Genomic DNA, 17974 nt, shown 5'->3' with positions numbered 1-17974 from the left:
AAAAACTGAAACGCACCGCCTTGATGGCGATGCGTTTCAGTCAGAGGGCGTAAACCGCATCCTTGACCGATGCAAGATGAGGCTGGGCGGCGGTTGTCGTTTTCCGCCGCGTTGATGTCTTAGGAGGCTGCCGGCGCCGAAGGTTCGTCCGGTGCCTTATCCGCCACGGTCTCGGCGGCTTCCTGCTTCTCGCGTGCCAGGCGCTCGCGCTCCTGGCTGCGCTCGATCCACCGCGCGGCCCAGATGGCGACCTCGTAGAGCAGGATGGTCGGAATGGCCAAGCCGATCTGGCTCATCGGATCGGGCGGCGTCAGCACCGCCGCGACAACGAAGGCGATGACGATCGCCCATTTGCGCTTCTCGGCCAGCGCCTTGGACGACAGCATGCCGACGCGGGTCATCAGGCTGGTCACCACCGGCAACTGGAACACCAGGCCGAAGGAGAAGATCAGCGTCATGATCAGGCTGAGATATTCCGACACTTTCGGCAGCAGCGAAATCTGCACCTGCTCGTCGGTACCGGCCTGCTGCATGGCGAGGAAGAACCACATCACCATCGGCGTGAAGAAGAAATAGACCAGCGAGGCGCCCATCAGGAACAGGATGGGCGACGCGATCAGGAACGGCAGGAAGGCGTTGCGCTCGTTCTTGTAGAGACCGGGCGCGATGAATTTGTAGATCTGCGTGGCGATCAGCGGAAAGGCGATCACCATGCCGCCGAACATGGCGAGCTTGACCTGCGTGAAGAAGAATTCCTGCGGCGCGGTGTAGATCAGCTCGACCTTGTGGGGGTCGAGCCCCGCCCACTTGGTCGCCCATTTGAACGGAACGACCAGAAGGTTGAACAGCTTCTTGGCGAAGAAGAAGCAGACCAGGAAGGCGACGAAGAAGCCGCCAAGCGACCAGATCAGCCGGCGGCGCAACTCGATGAGATGCTCGATCAGCGGCGCCGACGACTTTTCGATCTCGTCCTTTTCCTTGTCCGAAACGCTCACTTGGCGGCTCCAGCCGTCTTCTTGGTGGCCGGCCTCTTCGCGGGCGCGGGTTTCGGTTCGGCTTTCGCCACGGCCTTGGCGGCAGTCGCCTTGGCGGCGGCGGGCTTCGTCGCAGCGGCGGTTGCAGGCTTTGCTGCTGTCGCGACCTTTGTCGCTGGTGCGGCTTTTGCGGTCGCCGCGGGTGCGGCTTTTGCCGTCACCGTCTTCGCGGATGTCGGGGCCTTGGCCGGCGCTTTTGCCACCGGTGCCGACTTGGCAGCCCTCTTGGCCGCGGATGCCTTTGGCGCCACGGCAGCTTCCGTGGATGCCGATACCACCGATTCATCGGTCATCGCCGGGAAAATCGGTGTTGGCGCCGCAGCTCCCGCCGCACTGACGCCAGGCATTTCCGTTGCGCCATTCTTCAACGGCTCGGCCGGCAGCGGGGTCGAAGCGGCGGGCGCCGACGGATCGGCGGCCGGCTTCGGCTTCATCGCGGCGTCGACGCCGGCGCGCACATCGGCGGCCGCCTGCTCGAACGGATTGAGCTGCTTCTTGATCTCGGCAACCGGGCTGAGGCCCCTGAGCTCGTCGACCGACTTCTTCACGTCGTCGAGCTCAGCTTCCTTCAGTGCGTCGTTGAATTGTTTCTGGAAGTCGGCCGCCATGGCGCGCAGCTTCGCCGTCGTGCGGCCGAAGGTGCGCAGCATATTGGGCAAATCCTTCGGCCCGACGACCACGATCATGACGATCGCGATCACCAGCATTTCGGTCCAGCCGACTTCAAACATGGCACTCTGTTCCGACTAGAACTTCTTGGCTCAGCTCTTGCTGGCTTTTTCCTTCACGGCCGAAACGGTCTCGTCGGCACGGTGTTCGACGGTGCGCTTGTCGTCTGCGACGTCGTCGTCCGCCATGCCCTTCTTGAAGCTCTTGATGCCCTTGGCCATGTCACCCATCAGCTCGGGAATCTTGCCGCGGCCGAAAACCAGCAGCACGATCACCAGCACGATCATCCAGTGCCAAATCGAAAATGAACCCATAGCAAATCTCTCTCGAATGTTTTCCCTGGCGATGATCTATGCGTTTTCGCGTTGGGATTCAAACACAACAGCGACAGAGTTTATGAAAGGGTGACGGATGTCACGCTTTTTCGACTCACTGGCCCGCTACCAATCGGCGCATCTACGACCTATCGGCGCGCTTTGACAGAGGCCGGCGGGTCAATCTTCCGTGACGCGCGGTGTCAGCAGGCCAAGTTCCTCAAGGTCGATGTCGGTCAGCGGATCCTCGTCCTCGGTCAGCGCATCGGGGTCGGCCGGCGGCTGCGGAATGGAGAAATTGGACGGCATGCGGCCCGATAGCAGGCCGGCGCCCTTCAGCTCCTCCATGCCGGGAAGATCGCGGATTTCCTCGAGCGCGAAATGGTCGAGGAAGGTTTCGGTGGTGCCGTAGGTGACGGGACGGCCGGGCGTTTTGCGACGGCCGCGCATGCGCACCCATTCCGTCTCGAGCAGCGTGTCTAGCGTGCCCTTCGAGGTCTCGACGCCGCGGATGTCCTCGATCTCGGCGCGCGTCACCGGCTGGTGGTAAGCGATGATCGCCAGCACTTCGAGCGCCGCGCGCGACAACTTGCGCTGCTGCACCGTGTCGCGGCTCATCAGGAAGGCGAGATCGCCGGCGGTGCGGAACGCCCAGGCGTCGCCGACCCGCACCAGATTGACGCCGCGCCGGGCGTAAACCTGCTGCAACTCGTCCATGGCGAGGGCGATGTTGATGCCATCGGGAAGGCGTGCGGCAAGCTGCTTTTCGCTGACCGGTTCGGCGCTGGCGAACACGATCGCCTCGGCCATGCGCACGGCCTCCGCCATATGCAGGCGCTCGGCCGGATTCTGGGGCGGATTCTGGGGCGAAGCCTGGTCGAGATCGCCCTCGTCCGGCCCATCATCCACCTTGAAGGGGATAACAGAAGCGTTGGCGCGTTCGCTCATGATGCAACCTCGACTGCCTTGATTGCCGGTGCGCGGTGGTCGCGCAAATAGATCGGCGCGAACACCTCGTCCTGCCGCACATCCATCTTGCGCTCGCGCACCAGTTCCAGTGTCGCCGCGAATGAGCTGGCGATCGCCGTGCGCCGCTCTTCCGGGCTGGTCATGTATTGGATGAGGAAGCTGTCGAGAGCCGTCCAGTCCCGCAGCGAGCCGATCAGCCGGGTCAGGATGTCGCGCGCGTCCTTGAGCGACCAGACACCCCGCCGGGCGATCGTCACATTGGTGATCGCCTGCTTCTGCCGCTGCTGGGCATAGGCGGTCAAGAGGTCGTAAAGCGACGCCGAATAGGTGTTGCGCTTCTCGATAATGACCATTTCGGGCATGCCGCGCGCGAACACGTCTCGACCGAGCCGGTTGCGGTTGACGAGACGCGACGCCGCATCACGCATGGCCTCGAGCCGCTTCAGACGGAATTGCAGCACCGCCGCCAGTTCCTCGCCGCTTTCGCCCTCTTCGCCAGGCTGCTTTGGGATCAGGAGCTTCGACTTCAGGAACGCAAGCCACGCCGCCATCACCAGATAATCGGCGGCAAGCTCGAGGCGCAGCGTCCTCGCCGTCTCGACAAAGGCCAGATATTGCTCGGCCAGCGCCAGGATGGAAATACGCGCCAGGTCGACCTTCTGGTTGCGGGCAAGATGCAGCAAGAGATCGAGCGGACCTTCGAAGCCGGCGACGTCGACGACCAGCGAGGGATCGCCGGTCAGCCGTGAATCATCATTCTCGGCCCACAGGCGGTCCATCGGTGCGGCCTTCGCGGCCTTGCTCTCCAATGTTTCCGCCACAGCCTTGTCACTTCCTTGTCGTTAGGCCACCGCATCGAAATAGGTGGCGAATTCAGCACGTATCTCGGTTTCCTCGGCCGCGTCGCGTTTCCTTATATAGGTCAGAGCCCGCTTTGCACGCTCCAGCGACTTGCCTTCAAGCCCCGTGGTGCGCGATGCGATGCCCGCCATCTCCTCGAAAACGCCGTTGCAGTGAAGGACCAGATCGCAGCCCGCCGCAAGGATCGAGGCCGCCTTTGTCGGGAAATCCCCAGAAAGTGCCTTCATCGAGGTGTCGTCGCTCATCAAGAGCCCGTCAAAGCCGATGTCGCGGCGGATGATCTCGTCGATGACCTTGCCCGACGTCGTCGCCGGGTTCTTCGGGTCGATGGCGCTATAGACGACATGCGCCGTCATTGCCATCGGCAGGTCGTTGAGTTCCCGGAACGGCGCAAAGTCATGCCGCTGCAGATCGCTGAGCGAAGCGTCGACCGTCGGCAGCTCGAAATGCGTGTCGGCAAAGGCCCGGCCATGCCCCGGAATATGCTTCATCACCGGTAGCACCCCGCCGGACATCAGGCCTTCGGCGGCGGCACGGCCGAGTTCGATGACCGCGCGCGGCTCCTTGCCATAGGCGCGCGCGCCGATCACATCGCTGGCGCCTTCGATCGGCACGTCGAGCACTGGCAGGCAATCCGCCGTAATGCCGTAGCGCAGCAGGTCGAAGGCGTGCAGGCGCGCCATCAGCCATGCGGCACGCGCGCCGGCGTCGTGATCGTCGCGCCACAGCGCGCCAAGCGCCCCGCCGGCCGGATAGTTGGGAGCCAGCGGTGGCCGCAGGCGTTGCACCCGGCCGCCTTCCTGGTCGATGAAAACGAGCGCGTCCGGGCGTCCGATACAGTCGCGCATCTCGGCGACCAGATCGCGGATCTGCTCGGTCTCGCCAATGTTGCGGGCAAACAGGATGAAGGCCCACGGGCATTCATTGCGATAGAAATTGATTTCTTCGCGGGTGAGCGATTTCCCGGCACAGCCGAGGATCATGGATTTTGATTCGGTCATGTCAGGAGTTTAGGGCTTCGCGCGACCAAAGGGAATCGCTTGCGATCACATGCGGTCCAACGCCGGAAGTGCTTCCACATGAAAACGCTGGGCACACGAAAAAGCCGGCGCTGCCCAAGGCCGCGCCGGCTTTGAAAGGTTGGGTAGGCGTCTAACGCGAGACGAAGCAGTTGCCGCCAGCCGCCTTGTAGCTGGTGCACAGGTTGATGGCATCGTTGCGCGACTGAGCCGCGACGCGAACGCGGTAGAACGTGCCCTTGCCGGCGATCTCGGCCTTGACAATGTTGGCGGTGCGGCCGGCAAGCACGCTGCCATAGCGGCGCTGCAGATCCTGGTAGGTCGACTGGGCGCTCTCCACCGTCGGCTGCGAAGCAACCTGCATCGACCACGAACCGCCACCGGTCGCCGTCGTTGCCGGATCGATGGAAGCGACCTGATCGGGCTTGACCTCGCCGACGACGTCGACCGGCTGGTCGGACGGGCGCTGCGGCGCGATCGCAACCTTGGCCGGGGTGTTGGTCGACTGGGCCTTGGCCGGTTTGGCTGCCGGCTTGAGGGCCGGCTCGTCGTCCGACTGGGCGGCGGGCGCCACGGTGCCGGTCTGATCGGCATCGGCAGACGGCGCGACATGCTGCGGCGCCGGATCGGTCGGCTCGGCAGCAGCGACCTGCGGCGCGGCGGGCGCCGGGTCCTCGCGCGGCACCAGCGAGCCATCCGACTTGACAACCATGGTCCTCACCTTGCGCGGCGCAACGGCGACGACATCGGTGTTGGTGCCCTTGTCGGCATCCTGCAGCACCTGCGCGATGCGATCCTCGGACTTGGGCGCCGGCGCCGTATTGTCAGCAGAAGCCGCACTGGCGGTCGGGGCCGCATTGGCGGCGGGCGAGGCGTTGCTGTCGTCGGCTCCGCCAACGGCAGCACTCTGGTCAGGAGACAGATCTATGGCGCGGGCCGGATCCTTTGCCTGTACGTCCACCGGTACCTCGGTGTTGGTGACAAGCTTCTGCTGCACGGGCTCGGCGGGCTTCGCGCCCTTGACCACCGCGTCGTAGACCTTGTTGTCCTGGTTCGGCACCACGGTGCCGCCCGGATTTTCCGGCTTGACCTTGATCGGTGAATTGTCGGCCTTGACGATCACCGGAGCTTCGCTGCCGCCCTTGCCGCCGAAGGACAGCGCAAAGGCGCCAAGACCGCCCGCGACCGCAACGGCCCCGACGATCGCAGCGATGAACAGGCCGCGGCGGCCCGACGATCTGGCCGCTTCGCGCTCGCCGAGACCCGGAACGGACATTGCCTCGTCCAGTTCAGGATCGTAGTCGAGTTCATCGACGGTGAAATCGTCCGCCTGCGAGACCGGCTGGCTGCCGGGCAGATTGTGGAGGTCGAAGCCGTCCGAGGCATCGGCATAGCCAGTGTTCGCGGCAGCACGAGCAGGCGTTTCCGCCGGCCGCGCCGCATAGGTGCGCGCTTCAGGCTGGTAGGCAGGCTTGGCTTCTTCGTATGCAGGCGCCTGGTATCCGGTATTCGACCTCTCATATCCCGGATTGAGGCTCTCATATCCCGGATTGGGCCTCTCATATCCCGAATTGAATCCGGCATTGTAGGATTCGTCGGCATAGGCGGCGCTGCTTGTGGGAGCTGCCGGAGCAGGCGCGACCTCCACCGAATTCATTTCCGTCAGAAGGCTGGCGAACTCGGCGTCGAGATCGTCATAGCCAGGCGTGGCCGGCTCATCTTCCTCGAAATGCAGTTCCGGAATGTCGAGATCGTCCGCCAGCGCCACGACGCGCTCCGGCACATCGACCGTTTCGACATCAGGCATCTCTTCATAGCGCGACGGCTGTCGCGGCTGCGGTGCGGATACAGGAGCTGCATAGGCCGCAGCCGCAACCGGCTCGGGCGCATGATAGGTCGGCACCACAGCCACTGCCGGGGCCACTTCCGGCGCAGCGGCCCTGGCCGCCATCGAAGCGGCCGGCTGCGCGGCAAATGCCGGCTGCTGGGGAACCGGTGTCACGCGGCTCCACGAACGGGTTGGCTCCGTCGGCGCTGAGCGCTCGGCCAGCCAATCGAGGGAATCGGCCTGATCCTGCTGGGGAGCTGTCGCGTGGCGCGCATCGAGGCTCCTGGCCAGGGCCGCATCGAACGCATCATCGTCGAGATCGACATGATCAGCGGCATCCGAAGCAAGATCCTGGCCTTGAAGTTCGTCGAGCAGCAGATTGTCGAGGTCGGCATCGGCGGCGTGGGCGGCACTCGAAGGATGCAGGTCCTCGGGCGCATGGTCGTCGAGATCCCAGTCGAGATCGCCAACGAGATCGGCAGGTTCCGCAGAGATCTTCGCCGGTGCGGCGGCATGGACCTGGGCGGGAGCAGCGGCCGGCTGAGCGACAACAGGCCGAGCAACGACAGGCTCGCTGACCGACGGCGACGTGCGCGCCGTCATCGCGCCCAGAAGCGCGTTCAACTCGTCTTCGAGGCTCCGTTCGTCCGCCGCGTGGGCCCGCACCGGCTCGGCCATGACCGCTGCCGGAGCTATCGGCTGGACCGCCGCCGTAACCTCGGCGACCGGCTCTTCGGCAGGCTCGGCGAACGCATCGTCCAAATTCAGATCGAAAGCATCATCCGAAACGGCTTCGGGACCTGAAAACTCCCCTTCCGTGTCCACGGCATCGGCGAGCACGCCGTGCGCTTCCGCTGCATCAAAGGCCACCGGCTCGTCTGCCTGAACGTCAAAATCCATATCGACATCAGCCATGGCGTCGTCGAAATGACCCGCGAAATCCTGGTCGGAAGTCGCCTGGACCTCATTCGCGACGGCCAGTGCCGGCTCGGGATAGTCGACGGCGGCCGCAGCCACATGGCGCTGATCCGCCGGATGGTCGTCAAGCATCAGCTCGTCTTCGAGCGAAAGCGCGACCGCATCGTCGAATTGATGATCGGGCTCGACAGCCGCCGGCACTTCGGCCACCGCATGCTGAGCCTCGAGGGTGTCGTCCTCGATGTGGAAATCCTGATCGAGCGACGCGGCAAGCTCGTCCTCCATCGGCAGATCGTCTTCGAAGGGCGAAACGTCTTCGAGCGAACTGGCAACGGCATTGTCGAAATCGGCGTCGAAGGCGGGTTCGACGGAAGGCGCGGTTTCGGCAGCGTGAGGGTTGGCATGGCTGGCGACCAGCCCGTGATCATCGGCACCCGTGAAGTCCAGATGGAAATCGTCGTCGAGCGACAGCGCAAGGTCATCGTCGGCCGCCTGCGTGGCCGCCGTTTCGAATGCCGGCTCATGAACCTCGACGGATGGAGCGGCCGCACTGTCGCCAGCGTCGAACTCGCCCATCAACTCCTTTTCGAGGTCGATGTCGAAATCGTCCTCCTGCACGGACGGGCCGGCGGCAGGAGCCTGTGCCGGCGCCTGCTGCTTGACCGGCTGGCGCGGGTCGAATCCCATGATCCTGGTCAGTTCCGCGAACGGATCATCGTCAGCGATGTCGTTGTTGTCGGCTACTCTCAGCTGGGTTCTGTCTGCCATTATTGTTCCCGAACTCGCACTCATTCGGACGCCATGGACGTCGCGCAGGGTTGGCCCTTACCAGCGCAATGTGGGCAAAAGGTGACAGGTTTTTTAGTCAAACCTAACGCATTTCGGTAGGCGCTGCGGCTCCGATCAACGTCAGGCCGGACGTCAGAACGTCCGAAACAGCCTGCACCAGCCCTAGTCTGGCATGCGTCAATTGTCGGTCGTTAACCTTAACAAAACGTAAGTCCGGATTATCCGTGCCCCGGTTCCAGTGTCCATGGAAACTGGAAGCCAGATCATAGAGGTAAAATGCCAGCCTATGCGGCTCCAGCGCAAGAGCGGCGGATTCGATCAGGCGTGGATATTCAGCGAGCTTGCGGATCAGCCCGATCTCGCCCTCGTCGGTCAGCGACGCGACGCCGGCCGCCAGGCTGTTGCGGTCGAAATTCGCCTCGCCCAACTGCTCGCTTGCCTGCCGGAACACCGAATGGCAGCGCGCCGAGGCGTACTGCACGTAAAACACCGGATTGTCCTTGGACTGCTCGGTCACCTTGGCGAAGTCGAAATCGAGCGGCGCATCGCTTTTGCGGTAAAGCATCATGAAGCGGATGGCGTCGCGGCCAACCTCCTCCACCACTTCCCGAAGCGTGACAAAGTCACCTGACCGCTTCGACATGCGGACCGGCTCGCCATCGCGAAACAGCTTGACCAGGTTGCACAACAGGACGGTGAGCTTGACCTCGTCGCCCGCAATGGCCCGTGCCAGCGCCTCCAGCCGCTTGACGTAACCGCCATGGTCGGCGCCAAGCACATAGATCAGGTCGACGAAGCCGCGGTCGACCTTGTCCTTCAGATACGCCACGTCGGCGGCGAAATAGGTGAACGCGCCATCGGACTTGACCAACGCCCGGTCCATGTCGTCGCCGACCGCGGTCGAGCGGAACAGCGTCTGCTCGCGATCTTCCCAGTCGTCCGGCTTCTCGCCCTTGGGCGGCGGCAGCTTGCCCTTGTAGATATGGCCCTTCAGCGTCAGGTCGTTGATCGCCGAGCGGATCTTCCTGGCATTGTCGGCATGCAGCGTGCGTTCGGAGAAGAACACGTCGTGATGCACGTTGAGCAGCGCCAGATCCTCGCGGATCATCGCCATCATCGCGTCAATGGTCCGGTCCTTGACGATGGCCAGTGCTTCGTCATCGGGCATCTGCAGCAGCGAACGGCCGAACTCCTTGACCAGCGCATGACCGACCGGGACCAGGTAGTCGCCGGGATAGAGACCGGCCGGAATCTCGCCGATCTCCTCGCCGAGTGCCTCGCGATAGCGCAGGAAGGCCGAGCGTCCGAGCACATCGATCTGCGAGCCGGCATCGTTGATGACATATTCCTTGGTCACGTCGTAGCCGGCAAACGCCATCAGATTGGCGAGCGCGTCGCCGACAACCGCGCCCCGGCAATGGCCGACATGCATCGGCCCCGTGGGGTTGGCCGAGACATATTCGACATTGGTTTTCCGGCCGGCGCCGACCGTCGAGCGGCCATAATTGCGTCCCTCGCCCAGAAGGGCCGTGAGATGGGCCTGCCAGAAGCCGTCCTTGAGCCGGAGATTGACGAAGCCAGGGCCGGCAACCTCGGCGGCGGCGACATCCTTGTCATCGCGCAGCGCCAGCGCCAGCCTCTCGGCCAGCGCGCGCGGATTCTGGCCGGTGGGCTTGGCCAGCACCATTGCCGCATTGGTCGCGAGGTCGCCGTGGCTGGCGTCGCGGGGCGGTTCGACGGCGATGCGCGACAGGTCGGGCGAAACGCCGTCCTTGTCTTTCAGATCGAGCGCTTCGACAGCCTTTGTGACTCGCGCGGTGAAATCGGCGAAGATGTTCATGGGTATTGCTCTGGCGGCTTTATGGGCGAATCCGGCTCGTTGGCCGGCAAAATCGCGCCCGCCCTAGCTCAAATCCGGGGTGCGGTCAAACAAACGCCGATGTTCCTTGAGCGCGTAGGTGTCGGTCATCCCTGCCAGGAAATCGGCCACGCTGCGCGCCTTGATGCGGTCCTCGGCCCGGTCCAGCCCCTCGCGCCAGCCGTCGGGCATGGCGCGCGGATCGGCGAAATAGACGTCGAACAGGTCCCTGACGATCTGCTCGGCGCCGGCGCGCACCCGCATCACCTCCTTGTGCCGATAGAGGTGCTTGTAGAGAAAGGCCTTCAGTTCCTTCTCGGCCGCGGCCATCTCGGTGGAAAAGATCACCATCGTCTCGCCGGCCGCCCTCACGGCATCGGCACTGCGCGGGCCGACACGCTCCAGATTGGCTTTCGCGGAAACGATGACATCCTCGACCATGGCGGTGATCTGCCGCCGCATCAGTTCGTGGCCGGTGCGCACGCCATCGAGCGCCGGATAGCGTTGTCGCACGCCCCGCAGGATCGCTCCCGGCAGCGAGACGTCCTCCAGCATGTCGAGCGTCAGCAGCCCTGCCCGCAAGCCGTCGTCGATGTCATGCGTATTGTAGGCGATATCGTCGGCGATGGCGGCGCACTGCGCTTCGATGCCGGCGAAGTGGTCGAGCTCGAGATCCTGCAGCTCCGAATAATCGCGGATTGCCTGCGGCACCGGCCCCTTCAGGCCCTTGCCGCTGCTGTCCGTCAGCGGGCCATTGTGCTTGACCAGGCCTTCCAGTGTCTCCCAGCTGAGGTTCAGCCCGTCGAATTCGGCGTAGCGCGCCTCCAGCCGCGTCACGATGCGCAGCGACTGAGCGTTGTGATCAAAACCGCCCCAGGCCGCCATCTTGTCGTTCAGCGCGTCCTCGCCGGTGTGGCCGAAGGGCGTGTGGCCGAAATCATGCACCAGCGCCACCGCCTCTGCCAGATCCTCGTCGCCGCGCAACGCCCGCGCCAGAGCACGCGCGATCTGGGCCACCTCGATCGAATGGGTCAGCCTTGTGCGATAATGGTCGCCTTCATGGGCGATGAAGACCTGGGTCTTGTGCTTGAGCCGCCGGAACGCCGTCGAATGGATGATGCGGTCGCGGTCGCGCTGGAACGGCGTGCGGGTCGGGCTTTCGACCTCATCGAACAGCCGGCCGCGCGAGCGCGCCGGATCCGTGGCATAGGCCGCGCGCGGCCGGTAGCCGAATCCGATGTCGCCCAACTCGTTGGTCATGGTCGATGCCGCAGGTTGACTGGTCTAGTTGACTTGGCCGCTTGCGCTTCATACCTATCATGTGAAACCGAAAGCAAGGTGACGCCCATGGGCGCGGATGCCAAGACTGCCATGAAAGTTGATATGACCGAGGCTGCCGCCAAGCGGATCGCCAGGATTGTCTCCAACGAGGCCGGCAAGACGGCGTTGCGCGTTTCCGTCGAGGGCGGCGGCTGCTCCGGCTTTTCCTACAAGTTCGATCTGGTCGATACGCGCAACGACGATGACGTTGCGATCGAGAAGGATGGCGCCACGGTGCTGATCGACGATTTGTCGCTCGTCTATATGGGCGGGTCGGTGATCGACTTCGTCGACGATTTGATGGGCCAGTCATTCCAGATCCGCAATCCGAACGCGGTCGCCTCCTGCGGCTGCGGCACCAGTTTCTCCATCTAGCGGCATGCCTGCCGTCGGCGCGGTCCGTCAGGTCGCGCTGTCGGCCGGACGCGATCTTGATTCGACGCTCGCCTTCTGGCGCGATGTGCTCGGCCTGAATGTGCACGCGCGCTTCGACCCACCGGGCATCGCCTTCATCATGGCAGGCAGCGTGCGGCTGCTGTTTACCGACGGCATACCCGCGGGCACGGTCTATCTCGACATAACGGGCCTCGAAGCCTTCCACGGCGGGGCGAAAGCAGCGGGTGTCCCCTTCACCGCGCCGCCGACGCTCGTGCATCGCGATACCGAGGGCCAGTTCGGTCCGGCGGGGGAAAGCGAGTGGATGGCCTTCCTAAAGGACCCGGCAGGCAATACGATCGGCCTGGTCGAGCGCCATCCAGCGCAAGGCCCCTCTGAATAAGCACCGAGAGCGTCATGAAAATCGTCACCTGGAATATCAACGGCGTTCGCGCCCGCATCGGCAACCTCACCCATTGGTTGACCGAAAGCGCGCCCGACATCGTTTGCCTGCAGGAGATCAAGACGGTCGATGAGCAGTTCCCGCGCGCCGAGATCGAGGCGCTTGGCTACAATGTCGAAACTCATGGTCAGAAGGGTTTCAACGGCGTGGCGCTGCTGTCGAAGCTGCGCTTTGACGAAGTCATCAGAGGGCTGCCGGGTGACGACACCGACGAGCAGGCGCGCTTCATCGAAGGGGTATTCTCGACCGACAAGGGCGCGCTTCGCGTCGCCTCGCTCTATCTGCCGAACGGCAATCCGATCGATGACGAGAAGAAATTTCCCTACAAGCTATCCTGGATGGCCCGGCTGGAACGCTGGGCCGAAGAGCGGCTGAGGCTGGAAGAGGCGCTGGTGCTGGCCGGTGACTATAACGTCATTCCCGAGCCGATCGATGCGCGCTTCCCGGAGAACTGGCTGGGCGACGCGCTGTTCCAGCCGCAGACGCGGCAGGCCTTCCGGCGGCTGCTTAATCTCGGCTTCACCGAAGCGGTGCGCGCGGTGACCGATGCGCCCGACACCTACACCTTCTGGGACTATCAGGCCGGCGCCTGGCAGAAGAACAACGGCATCCGCATCGACCATCTGCTGCTATCGCCGGAAGCCGCCAACCGATTCTCGTCGGCCTCGATTGAAAAGCATGTGCGCGCTTGGGAAAAGCCATCCGATCACGTGCCGGTGGCGATCGATCTCGCGCTGCAGCCAGCCTGACCGGCCCCTTCCGCCTCGAATCGCCCCGGCTTTGTTTTGCCACAACGACGTTGTATCGCCACAAATCAGGCGCATGATGGAAGATCATCATGGCGGCCGGGGTTCCCATGACTATTCGATTTGTTGTTTGTCCGATCGGCGTGGCATTTGCCACGGTCGTCATGCTGCCGGCTTTCGCCGCCCCGGAATGTCTCGCCAATGGAAAATCCTATCCGGTCGGTCAGGTCGCCTGCCTGACGGTTGCCAACCAGAGCCATATGGCGCGCTGCGACATGGTGCTCAACAACACATCCTGGACCAAGGTCGGCGACAGCTGCCCCGAAAACAAGATGGCGCCGCACCTGAATGTCACGCCGATCTCAACGCCCGCGCCAAGCATGGTGCCGACGGAACCGACCGAAAACTGATTTTTCCCGATAGCTGATCTCCCTCGGGGGAAGATCACCCTTACTGGTCTGCGTTGGTGGTGCCCTTGGTCAGGATGTCATCGGCCAGCGAAATCGCCGTGCGGCGGTCGGCTTCGCCGGCGGCGGCGAAAGCCTCTTCCTGCATGCCGCGGATCCAGGGCTGATCGGCCGGCGACGCGCGTTCGAGCGCCGCGGTCATCATCGCCAGCCCGCGAACGATCTTGCCGCTCTGGAACAGGAGATGGCCGAGCGTCGCCTGCGCGCCGGCATGGCCCTTCTCAGCGGCGAGCTGGAACCAGCGCCCGGCCTGCTTGACGCTGGCCTTCACGCCGCCCTCACCTTTCAGGAACATCTGCCCCATCTCGAACTGGGCGTTCGGGTTGCGGTAGTTGGCGGCTGCGCGCATGTAATACTCCTGGGCCGCCACCTCGTTCTCGGTGACCGGACTGCCGGGAATGCCCTTGCGCAGATAATCACCAAGCGCCACCAGCGCGTCCGAGACATAGCTTTCTTCCGGCGAGCCGGGCTCGACATCCTGGTCGACGATTTCCGAAAAGAACTTGAACGCCTCATAGTCGTCGCGGGCCACGCCATCGCCCTCGGCATACATGCGCGCGAGCTTCCAGGTGGCGCCGATCTGGCCGTTTTCGGCGGCGTATTTATAAGCCTCGGCGGCCTGTTCCTTGTGGCCGTTCTTGTAGGCGGAGAAGCCGAACTGGAACACTGCCCAGGGACTGGACTGCGGCTTCACGCCGGTCTTGTCGTCGAACACCTTGTCGTCGAAGGCCAAAGCCTGGCCCACGGCGCCAAAGATCGCAACAGCGACCAGTGCCGGAAGGACAGACGACCTCAACAACTCTGGTGTTGACCTCAACAACTCAGATATCCGCATAACAGTGTGTTTCTTTCGCACCGCCCGGATGGGTGACCGCACCATCCCTGGCAGACCCGACCGTCTGTGCGTATTTCCATATCGCGCCCGACTGGTAGTCGGTCGTGCGCGCCTTCCATGTCTTTGCCCGCGCCGCCAATTCGGCGTCGGTCAGCGCCACTTCGATCGTACCGTTCACGGCATCGATCGAGATCACGTCGCCATCCCGTATCAGACCGATCGGACCGCCAACCGCCGCTTCCGGCCCGACATGGCCGATGCAGAAGCCGCGCGTCGCGCCCGAGAAGCGGCCGTCGGTGATCAGCGCCACCTTGCCGCCCATGCCCTGGCCGTAGAGCGCCGCCGTCGTCGACAGCATCTCGCGCATGCCCGGGCCGCCGCGCGGTCCTTCGTAGCGGATGACGAGAACCTCGCCTTCCCTGTAGTTGCGATGCGTCACCGCCTCGAAACATTCCTCTTCCGAATCGAAGCAGCGCGCCGGGCCGGAGAATTTCAACTCCGCCATGCCCGCGACCTTCACGATCGCGCCTTCGGGGGCAAGGTTTCCCTTCAACCCCACGACACCGCCGGTTTGGGTAATTGGTCTGTTGGCCGGGCGGACCACATCCTGATGTTCATTCCAGGCAACGTGCTCCATATTTTCGGCCAAAGTACGGCCAGTGACCGTCAGGCAATCGCCATGCAGATAGCCGTGGTCGAGCAGCGTCTTCATCAACAGCGGAATGCCGCCGGCCTCGAACATGTCCTTGGCGACATATTTTCCGCCGGGCTTGAGATCGGCGATGTAAGGCGTCTTCTCGAAGATCTTCGCCACGTCGAACAGATCGAACTTGATGCCCGCCTCATGCGCGATCGCCGGCAGATGCAATGCTGCGTTGGTCGAGCCGCCGGTGGCCGAAACCACGGTCGCCGCATTCTCCAGCGCCTTCAGCGTGACGATGTCGCGCGGCCGGATGTTCTTGGCGATCAGCTCCATGATCTTTTCGCCCGAGGCGAAATTGAAACGGTCGCGCATTTCGTAAGGGGCCGGCGCGCCGCAGGAATAGGGCAGCGCCAAGCCGATCGCCTCGGCGACGGTAGCCATGGTGTTGGCGGTGAACTGGGCGCCGCAGGAGCCGGCCGAGGGACAGGCGGCCTGCTCGATCTCGAGCAGTTCGGCATCACCGATCGTGCCGACCGAATGCTGGCCCACCGCCTCGAACACATCCTGCACGGTGATCTGTCGGCCGCGATAGCTGCCGGGCAGGATCGAACCGCCATAGATGAAGATCGACGGCACGTTGAGCCGCACCATGGCCATCATCATGCCTGGCAGCGACTTGTCGCAGCCGGCAAGGCCGACCAGTGCATCATAGCAATGGCCGCGCATGGTGAGTTCGACCGAATCGGCGATGACCTCGCGCGACACCAGCGACGACTTCATGCCCTGATGGCCCATGGCAATGCCGTCGGTGACGGTGATGGTGCAGAATTCGCGCGGCGTGCCGTTGGCGGCCGCCACACCCTTCTTGACCACCTGCGCCTGGCGCATCAGCGAGATGTTGCAAGGGGCGGCTTCGTTCCAGCACGAGGCTACGCCGACCAGCGGCTGCGCGATCTCGGCGGCGGAAAGCCCCATGGCATAGAGATAGGACCGGTGCGGCGCGCGCGCCGGACCGACAGTCACATGGCGGCTAGGGAGCTTAGCCTTTGAAATGACCTTGGCGTCCATTCTCATCCTTGCCGCGGGCGGTGCGGCCTGCCTCATCGCCGGGCCTTTTGGCACGTGTCCCGAGACAGGTTCGAGGTGCGCCGGGTTTATGGCGGGAAATAGGCAATTTCCCCGGCCTGACTTTTAGCGCAGGGGTTGTTCAGAAAGTGTTGCCAAAACGTCACAATCGCACGAGGCGGCCATGGTGCGGTTTATGTGCAACGGAGCTTGGACGACGGAAGTAGCGACAACGCCGGCACAAACGAAAAAGGCCGGGCAACGCCCGGCCTTTTTGTCATATTCTCAATAGGTTAGAACTTGATCTTGACGCCGCCGGAAAGCGCGGTGACCAGATCGTTGCCGAAGTCGTAAGTTGCGTCTTCACCAGCAACATAACCATTTTCGCCGACCAGCGTTCCTGAGCGCCCGCTGGTCATTACGCCAATCGCGCCGGCGAGGCGAAATTCGATATTCGCCGAAGGCGTGTAGGCAACACCGCCGCCCAAAGTCCAGGTATCGGACTGCGAGCCGTAGCCATGCGAAGTGCCGCGATCCCAAGAGAGCTGGCCGGCAGCAGACCACTGATCGTTGAACTTGTGGCCGATGCCACCCGTCACTGTCCAGCCATCACGATACATCAGGTCAAGCGAAGTCGCCTGTCCCGGACCATTTGTGAAACAAGCTGCAGATGGAGCGTAAGTCGGGCAAATCGGAACGCTTTGTAGGACGCTCCAATTGACCCACTTGACCGAACCGAAAGCCAGCCATCCGGGCGCAATGCCTGACTGCAATTTGAATTCCAGCGAATCCGGCATCGACTCCGTGGGGGCATAGATGCCCGTAGAACCTCCGGGCGTCGTGAGTGTGCCGGAGATGTTGTCAAGCTTGACCTGAGAATTATAGACAAGGCTTGCGCGCAAAGCGATATCTGGAATTTCGTAGGCCAGCCCGGCTCTCCAGCCCCAACCGCTGCTCGACAGGTCGACCCGGCCAGTGGCAAGCGGCGCGAGGGACACCAGACCTTCCTTGAAGCCGTATACTTCCTGATAAAAGACGCCACCAATGAAGCGGATCTGACCTTTGCCGGCATCCATCTTATAGGAACAGGTGGCCGCGTAGTTATTACTCTGGATGTTGGTTTCGATATTGGAAATCGCGCCGTTCCAAATACCAGGCGCGGTATGTGCCCCCCAAGGCTGCGAATAATCGACCATGCAGTCGACGCCCGGTACAACCTGGACCTTACCACCTATGCGTGGGACCCAGTAACCTTCGGCTCCGTTGGCTGTGGTGCCTAAGCCGAGGTCGGCCCCGGTTGGACCACGCGCATTCTTGTACTTGCGGTCGGGCATTACGTAGGTCGCTTCGGCTTCCGTGGCGAACGGCGCCGGATCAAACAGCAGGTCGATGTCGTAGCCGCCGCGCTCCAGGCCGCCTGCATGAGCCGAGTTCATTGCGGTTCCGATCAAAGTCAGCGAAAAGCACCCCGCCCCCAGTAGCGCTTTCAGTCGCAGAATGGTCATGAATCTCCTCCCCGAATTCGAGTGCGTCAAGCTAGAACCAATTCAGGTTAACGGCGCAACAACGAATTCTCGAGGCGTACATGTACATGCTCACCGGGCGCATTTTCGACAAAATGCGGATACGCATCGCAAGGCCGAAAACGGATCAAAGCGTGCTTGTCCAACCGGCAAACAAGGAAAAACTCGCCTGAAAAGGCACAAAAACAGCCAATTCAAGGGGCTTATGGCCCCATTGTTACATTATGGCAACAACAGGGCGCAAAGTTTCCGTTTACGTCAAAATTAACGTAGCGGAA

Annotated in this window: 16 protein-coding genes; 4 read left to right on the top strand and 12 right to left on the bottom strand. The window is 63.1% G+C overall.

Annotation, left to right across the window (positions count from 1 at the left end):
• Positions 1–119: 119 nt before the first annotated feature.
• The 9 genes from tatC to MesoLj_RS19910 form a co-directional block, all read right to left on the bottom strand.
• Positions 120–995, bottom strand: a complete 876-nt coding sequence (gene tatC / locus MesoLj_RS19950) for a twin-arginine translocase subunit TatC (protein WP_202321963.1) — start codon at positions 993–995, stop codon at positions 120–122.
• A complete protein-coding gene (gene tatB / locus MesoLj_RS19945; protein WP_202321961.1) occupies positions 992–1765 on the bottom strand; it encodes a Sec-independent protein translocase protein TatB in 774 nt (257 codons plus the stop codon). Before tatB ends, tatC begins: the two co-directional genes overlap by 4 nt.
• 30 nt (positions 1766–1795) lie before the next feature.
• Positions 1796–2017 carry a twin-arginine translocase TatA/TatE family subunit gene (locus MesoLj_RS19940; protein WP_010909892.1) on the bottom strand — a complete coding sequence of 74 codons (222 nt, stop codon included), beginning with the start codon at positions 2015–2017 and terminating at the stop codon, positions 1796–1798.
• Between the two features lie 180 nt (positions 2018–2197).
• On the bottom strand, positions 2198–2965 hold the full coding sequence (gene scpB, locus MesoLj_RS19935; protein ID WP_140773145.1) for an SMC-Scp complex subunit ScpB: 768 nt from the start codon (positions 2963–2965) through the stop codon (positions 2198–2200).
• Positions 2962–3765: a segregation and condensation protein A gene (locus MesoLj_RS19930; RefSeq protein ID WP_056573419.1), complete on the bottom strand. Its 804-nt coding sequence runs from the start codon at positions 3763–3765 to the stop codon at positions 2962–2964. The genes scpB and MesoLj_RS19930 overlap by 4 nt, the downstream gene beginning before the upstream one ends.
• Positions 3766–3828: 63 nt before the next feature.
• Positions 3829–4848, bottom strand: coding sequence for a beta-N-acetylhexosaminidase (gene nagZ, locus MesoLj_RS19925; protein ID WP_095790978.1), 1020 nt, complete (start codon positions 4846–4848; stop codon positions 3829–3831).
• 151 nt (positions 4849–4999) lie between these two features.
• The gene (locus MesoLj_RS19920) at positions 5000–8380 is read right to left on the bottom strand and encodes an SPOR domain-containing protein (protein WP_202321959.1); all 3381 of its coding nucleotides are present in this window, start codon (positions 8378–8380) and stop codon (positions 5000–5002) included.
• A gap of 103 nt (positions 8381–8483) precedes the next feature.
• Entirely contained in the window at positions 8484–10241 is a 1758-nt protein-coding gene (gene argS, locus MesoLj_RS19915; RefSeq protein WP_140773141.1) for an arginine--tRNA ligase, read from the bottom strand.
• Between the two features lie 63 nt (positions 10242–10304).
• Positions 10305–11519: a deoxyguanosinetriphosphate triphosphohydrolase gene (locus MesoLj_RS19910; RefSeq protein ID WP_202321957.1), complete on the bottom strand. Its 1215-nt coding sequence runs from the start codon at positions 11517–11519 to the stop codon at positions 10305–10307.
• An 87-nt stretch (positions 11520–11606) separates the two neighbouring features.
• Between MesoLj_RS19910 and erpA the strand changes: the two genes are divergently transcribed.
• From erpA to MesoLj_RS19890, 4 genes are all read left to right on the top strand, one after another.
• Positions 11607–11954 carry an iron-sulfur cluster insertion protein ErpA gene (erpA, locus tag MesoLj_RS19905; RefSeq protein ID WP_013531288.1) on the top strand — a complete coding sequence of 116 codons (348 nt, stop codon included), beginning with the start codon at positions 11607–11609 and terminating at the stop codon, positions 11952–11954.
• Between the two features lie 4 nt (positions 11955–11958).
• Entirely contained in the window at positions 11959–12357 is a 399-nt protein-coding gene (locus MesoLj_RS19900; RefSeq protein WP_202321955.1) for a VOC family protein, read from the top strand.
• 14 nt (positions 12358–12371) lie between these two features.
• Positions 12372–13166, top strand: a complete 795-nt coding sequence (xth, locus tag MesoLj_RS19895) for an exodeoxyribonuclease III (RefSeq protein ID WP_140773136.1) — start codon at positions 12372–12374, stop codon at positions 13164–13166.
• 89 nt (positions 13167–13255) lie between these two features.
• Entirely contained in the window at positions 13256–13573 is a 318-nt protein-coding gene (locus tag MesoLj_RS19890; RefSeq protein WP_202321953.1) for a hypothetical protein, read from the top strand.
• A 40-nt stretch (positions 13574–13613) separates the two neighbouring features.
• Here the strand turns inward: MesoLj_RS19890 and MesoLj_RS19885 are convergent, their stop codons facing one another.
• The 3 genes from MesoLj_RS19885 to MesoLj_RS19875 all read right to left on the bottom strand — a co-directional run bounded on the left by MesoLj_RS19885 (position 13614) and on the right by MesoLj_RS19875 (position 17678).
• A complete protein-coding gene (locus tag MesoLj_RS19885) occupies positions 13614–14465 on the bottom strand; it encodes a tetratricopeptide repeat protein (protein ID WP_202321951.1) in 852 nt (283 codons plus the stop codon).
• Complete coding sequence (gene ilvD, locus MesoLj_RS19880) at positions 14452–16176, bottom strand: dihydroxy-acid dehydratase (protein WP_140773132.1); 1725 nt, start codon at positions 16174–16176, stop codon at positions 14452–14454. Before ilvD ends, MesoLj_RS19885 begins: the two co-directional genes overlap by 14 nt.
• A 290-nt stretch (positions 16177–16466) precedes the next feature.
• Positions 16467–17678, bottom strand: coding sequence for an OmpP1/FadL family transporter (locus tag MesoLj_RS19875; RefSeq protein WP_202321949.1), 1212 nt, complete (start codon positions 17676–17678; stop codon positions 16467–16469).
• Between the last annotated feature and the right edge of the window lie 296 nt (positions 17679–17974).

The sequence above is a fragment of the Mesorhizobium sp. 113-3-9 genome (assembly GCF_016756515.1).
In the GTDB taxonomy this organism is placed as follows: Bacteria; Pseudomonadota; Alphaproteobacteria; order Rhizobiales; family Rhizobiaceae; genus Mesorhizobium.
This window is presented reverse-complemented; position numbering and strand designations above follow the sequence as displayed.

Bases quoted from the DNA above. Each gene is read 5' to 3' on its own strand.
- MesoLj_RS19900 (WP_202321955.1), top strand. From the start codon at position 11,959: ATGCCTGCCGTCGGCGCGGTCCGTCAGGTCGCGCTGTCGGCCGGACGC.
- MesoLj_RS19875 (WP_202321949.1), bottom strand. From the start codon at position 17,678: ATGACCATTCTGCGACTGAAAGCGCTACTGGGGGCGGGGTGCTTTTCG.
- argS (WP_140773141.1), bottom strand. From the start codon at position 10,241: ATGAACATCTTCGCCGATTTCACCGCGCGAGTCACAAAGGCTGTCGAA.
- tatB (WP_202321961.1), bottom strand. From the start codon at position 1,765: ATGTTTGAAGTCGGCTGGACCGAAATGCTGGTGATCGCGATCGTCATG.
- MesoLj_RS19885 (WP_202321951.1), bottom strand. From the start codon at position 14,465: ATGCGGATATCTGAGTTGTTGAGGTCAACACCAGAGTTGTTGAGGTCG.
- nagZ (WP_095790978.1), bottom strand. From the start codon at position 4,848: ATGACCGAATCAAAATCCATGATCCTCGGCTGTGCCGGGAAATCGCTC.
- ilvD (WP_140773132.1), bottom strand. From the start codon at position 16,176: ATGGACGCCAAGGTCATTTCAAAGGCTAAGCTCCCTAGCCGCCATGTG.
- MesoLj_RS19930 (WP_056573419.1), bottom strand. From the start codon at position 3,765: ATGGACCGCCTGTGGGCCGAGAATGATGATTCACGGCTGACCGGCGAT.
- erpA (WP_013531288.1), top strand. From the start codon at position 11,607: ATGGGCGCGGATGCCAAGACTGCCATGAAAGTTGATATGACCGAGGCT.
- MesoLj_RS19940 (WP_010909892.1), bottom strand. From the start codon at position 2,017: ATGGGTTCATTTTCGATTTGGCACTGGATGATCGTGCTGGTGATCGTG.
- MesoLj_RS19890 (WP_202321953.1), top strand. From the start codon at position 13,256: ATGGCGGCCGGGGTTCCCATGACTATTCGATTTGTTGTTTGTCCGATC.
- xth (WP_140773136.1), top strand. From the start codon at position 12,372: ATGAAAATCGTCACCTGGAATATCAACGGCGTTCGCGCCCGCATCGGC.
- scpB (WP_140773145.1), bottom strand. From the start codon at position 2,965: ATGAGCGAACGCGCCAACGCTTCTGTTATCCCCTTCAAGGTGGATGAT.
- MesoLj_RS19910 (WP_202321957.1), bottom strand. From the start codon at position 11,519: ATGACCAACGAGTTGGGCGACATCGGATTCGGCTACCGGCCGCGCGCG.
- MesoLj_RS19920 (WP_202321959.1), bottom strand. From the start codon at position 8,380: ATGGCAGACAGAACCCAGCTGAGAGTAGCCGACAACAACGACATCGCT.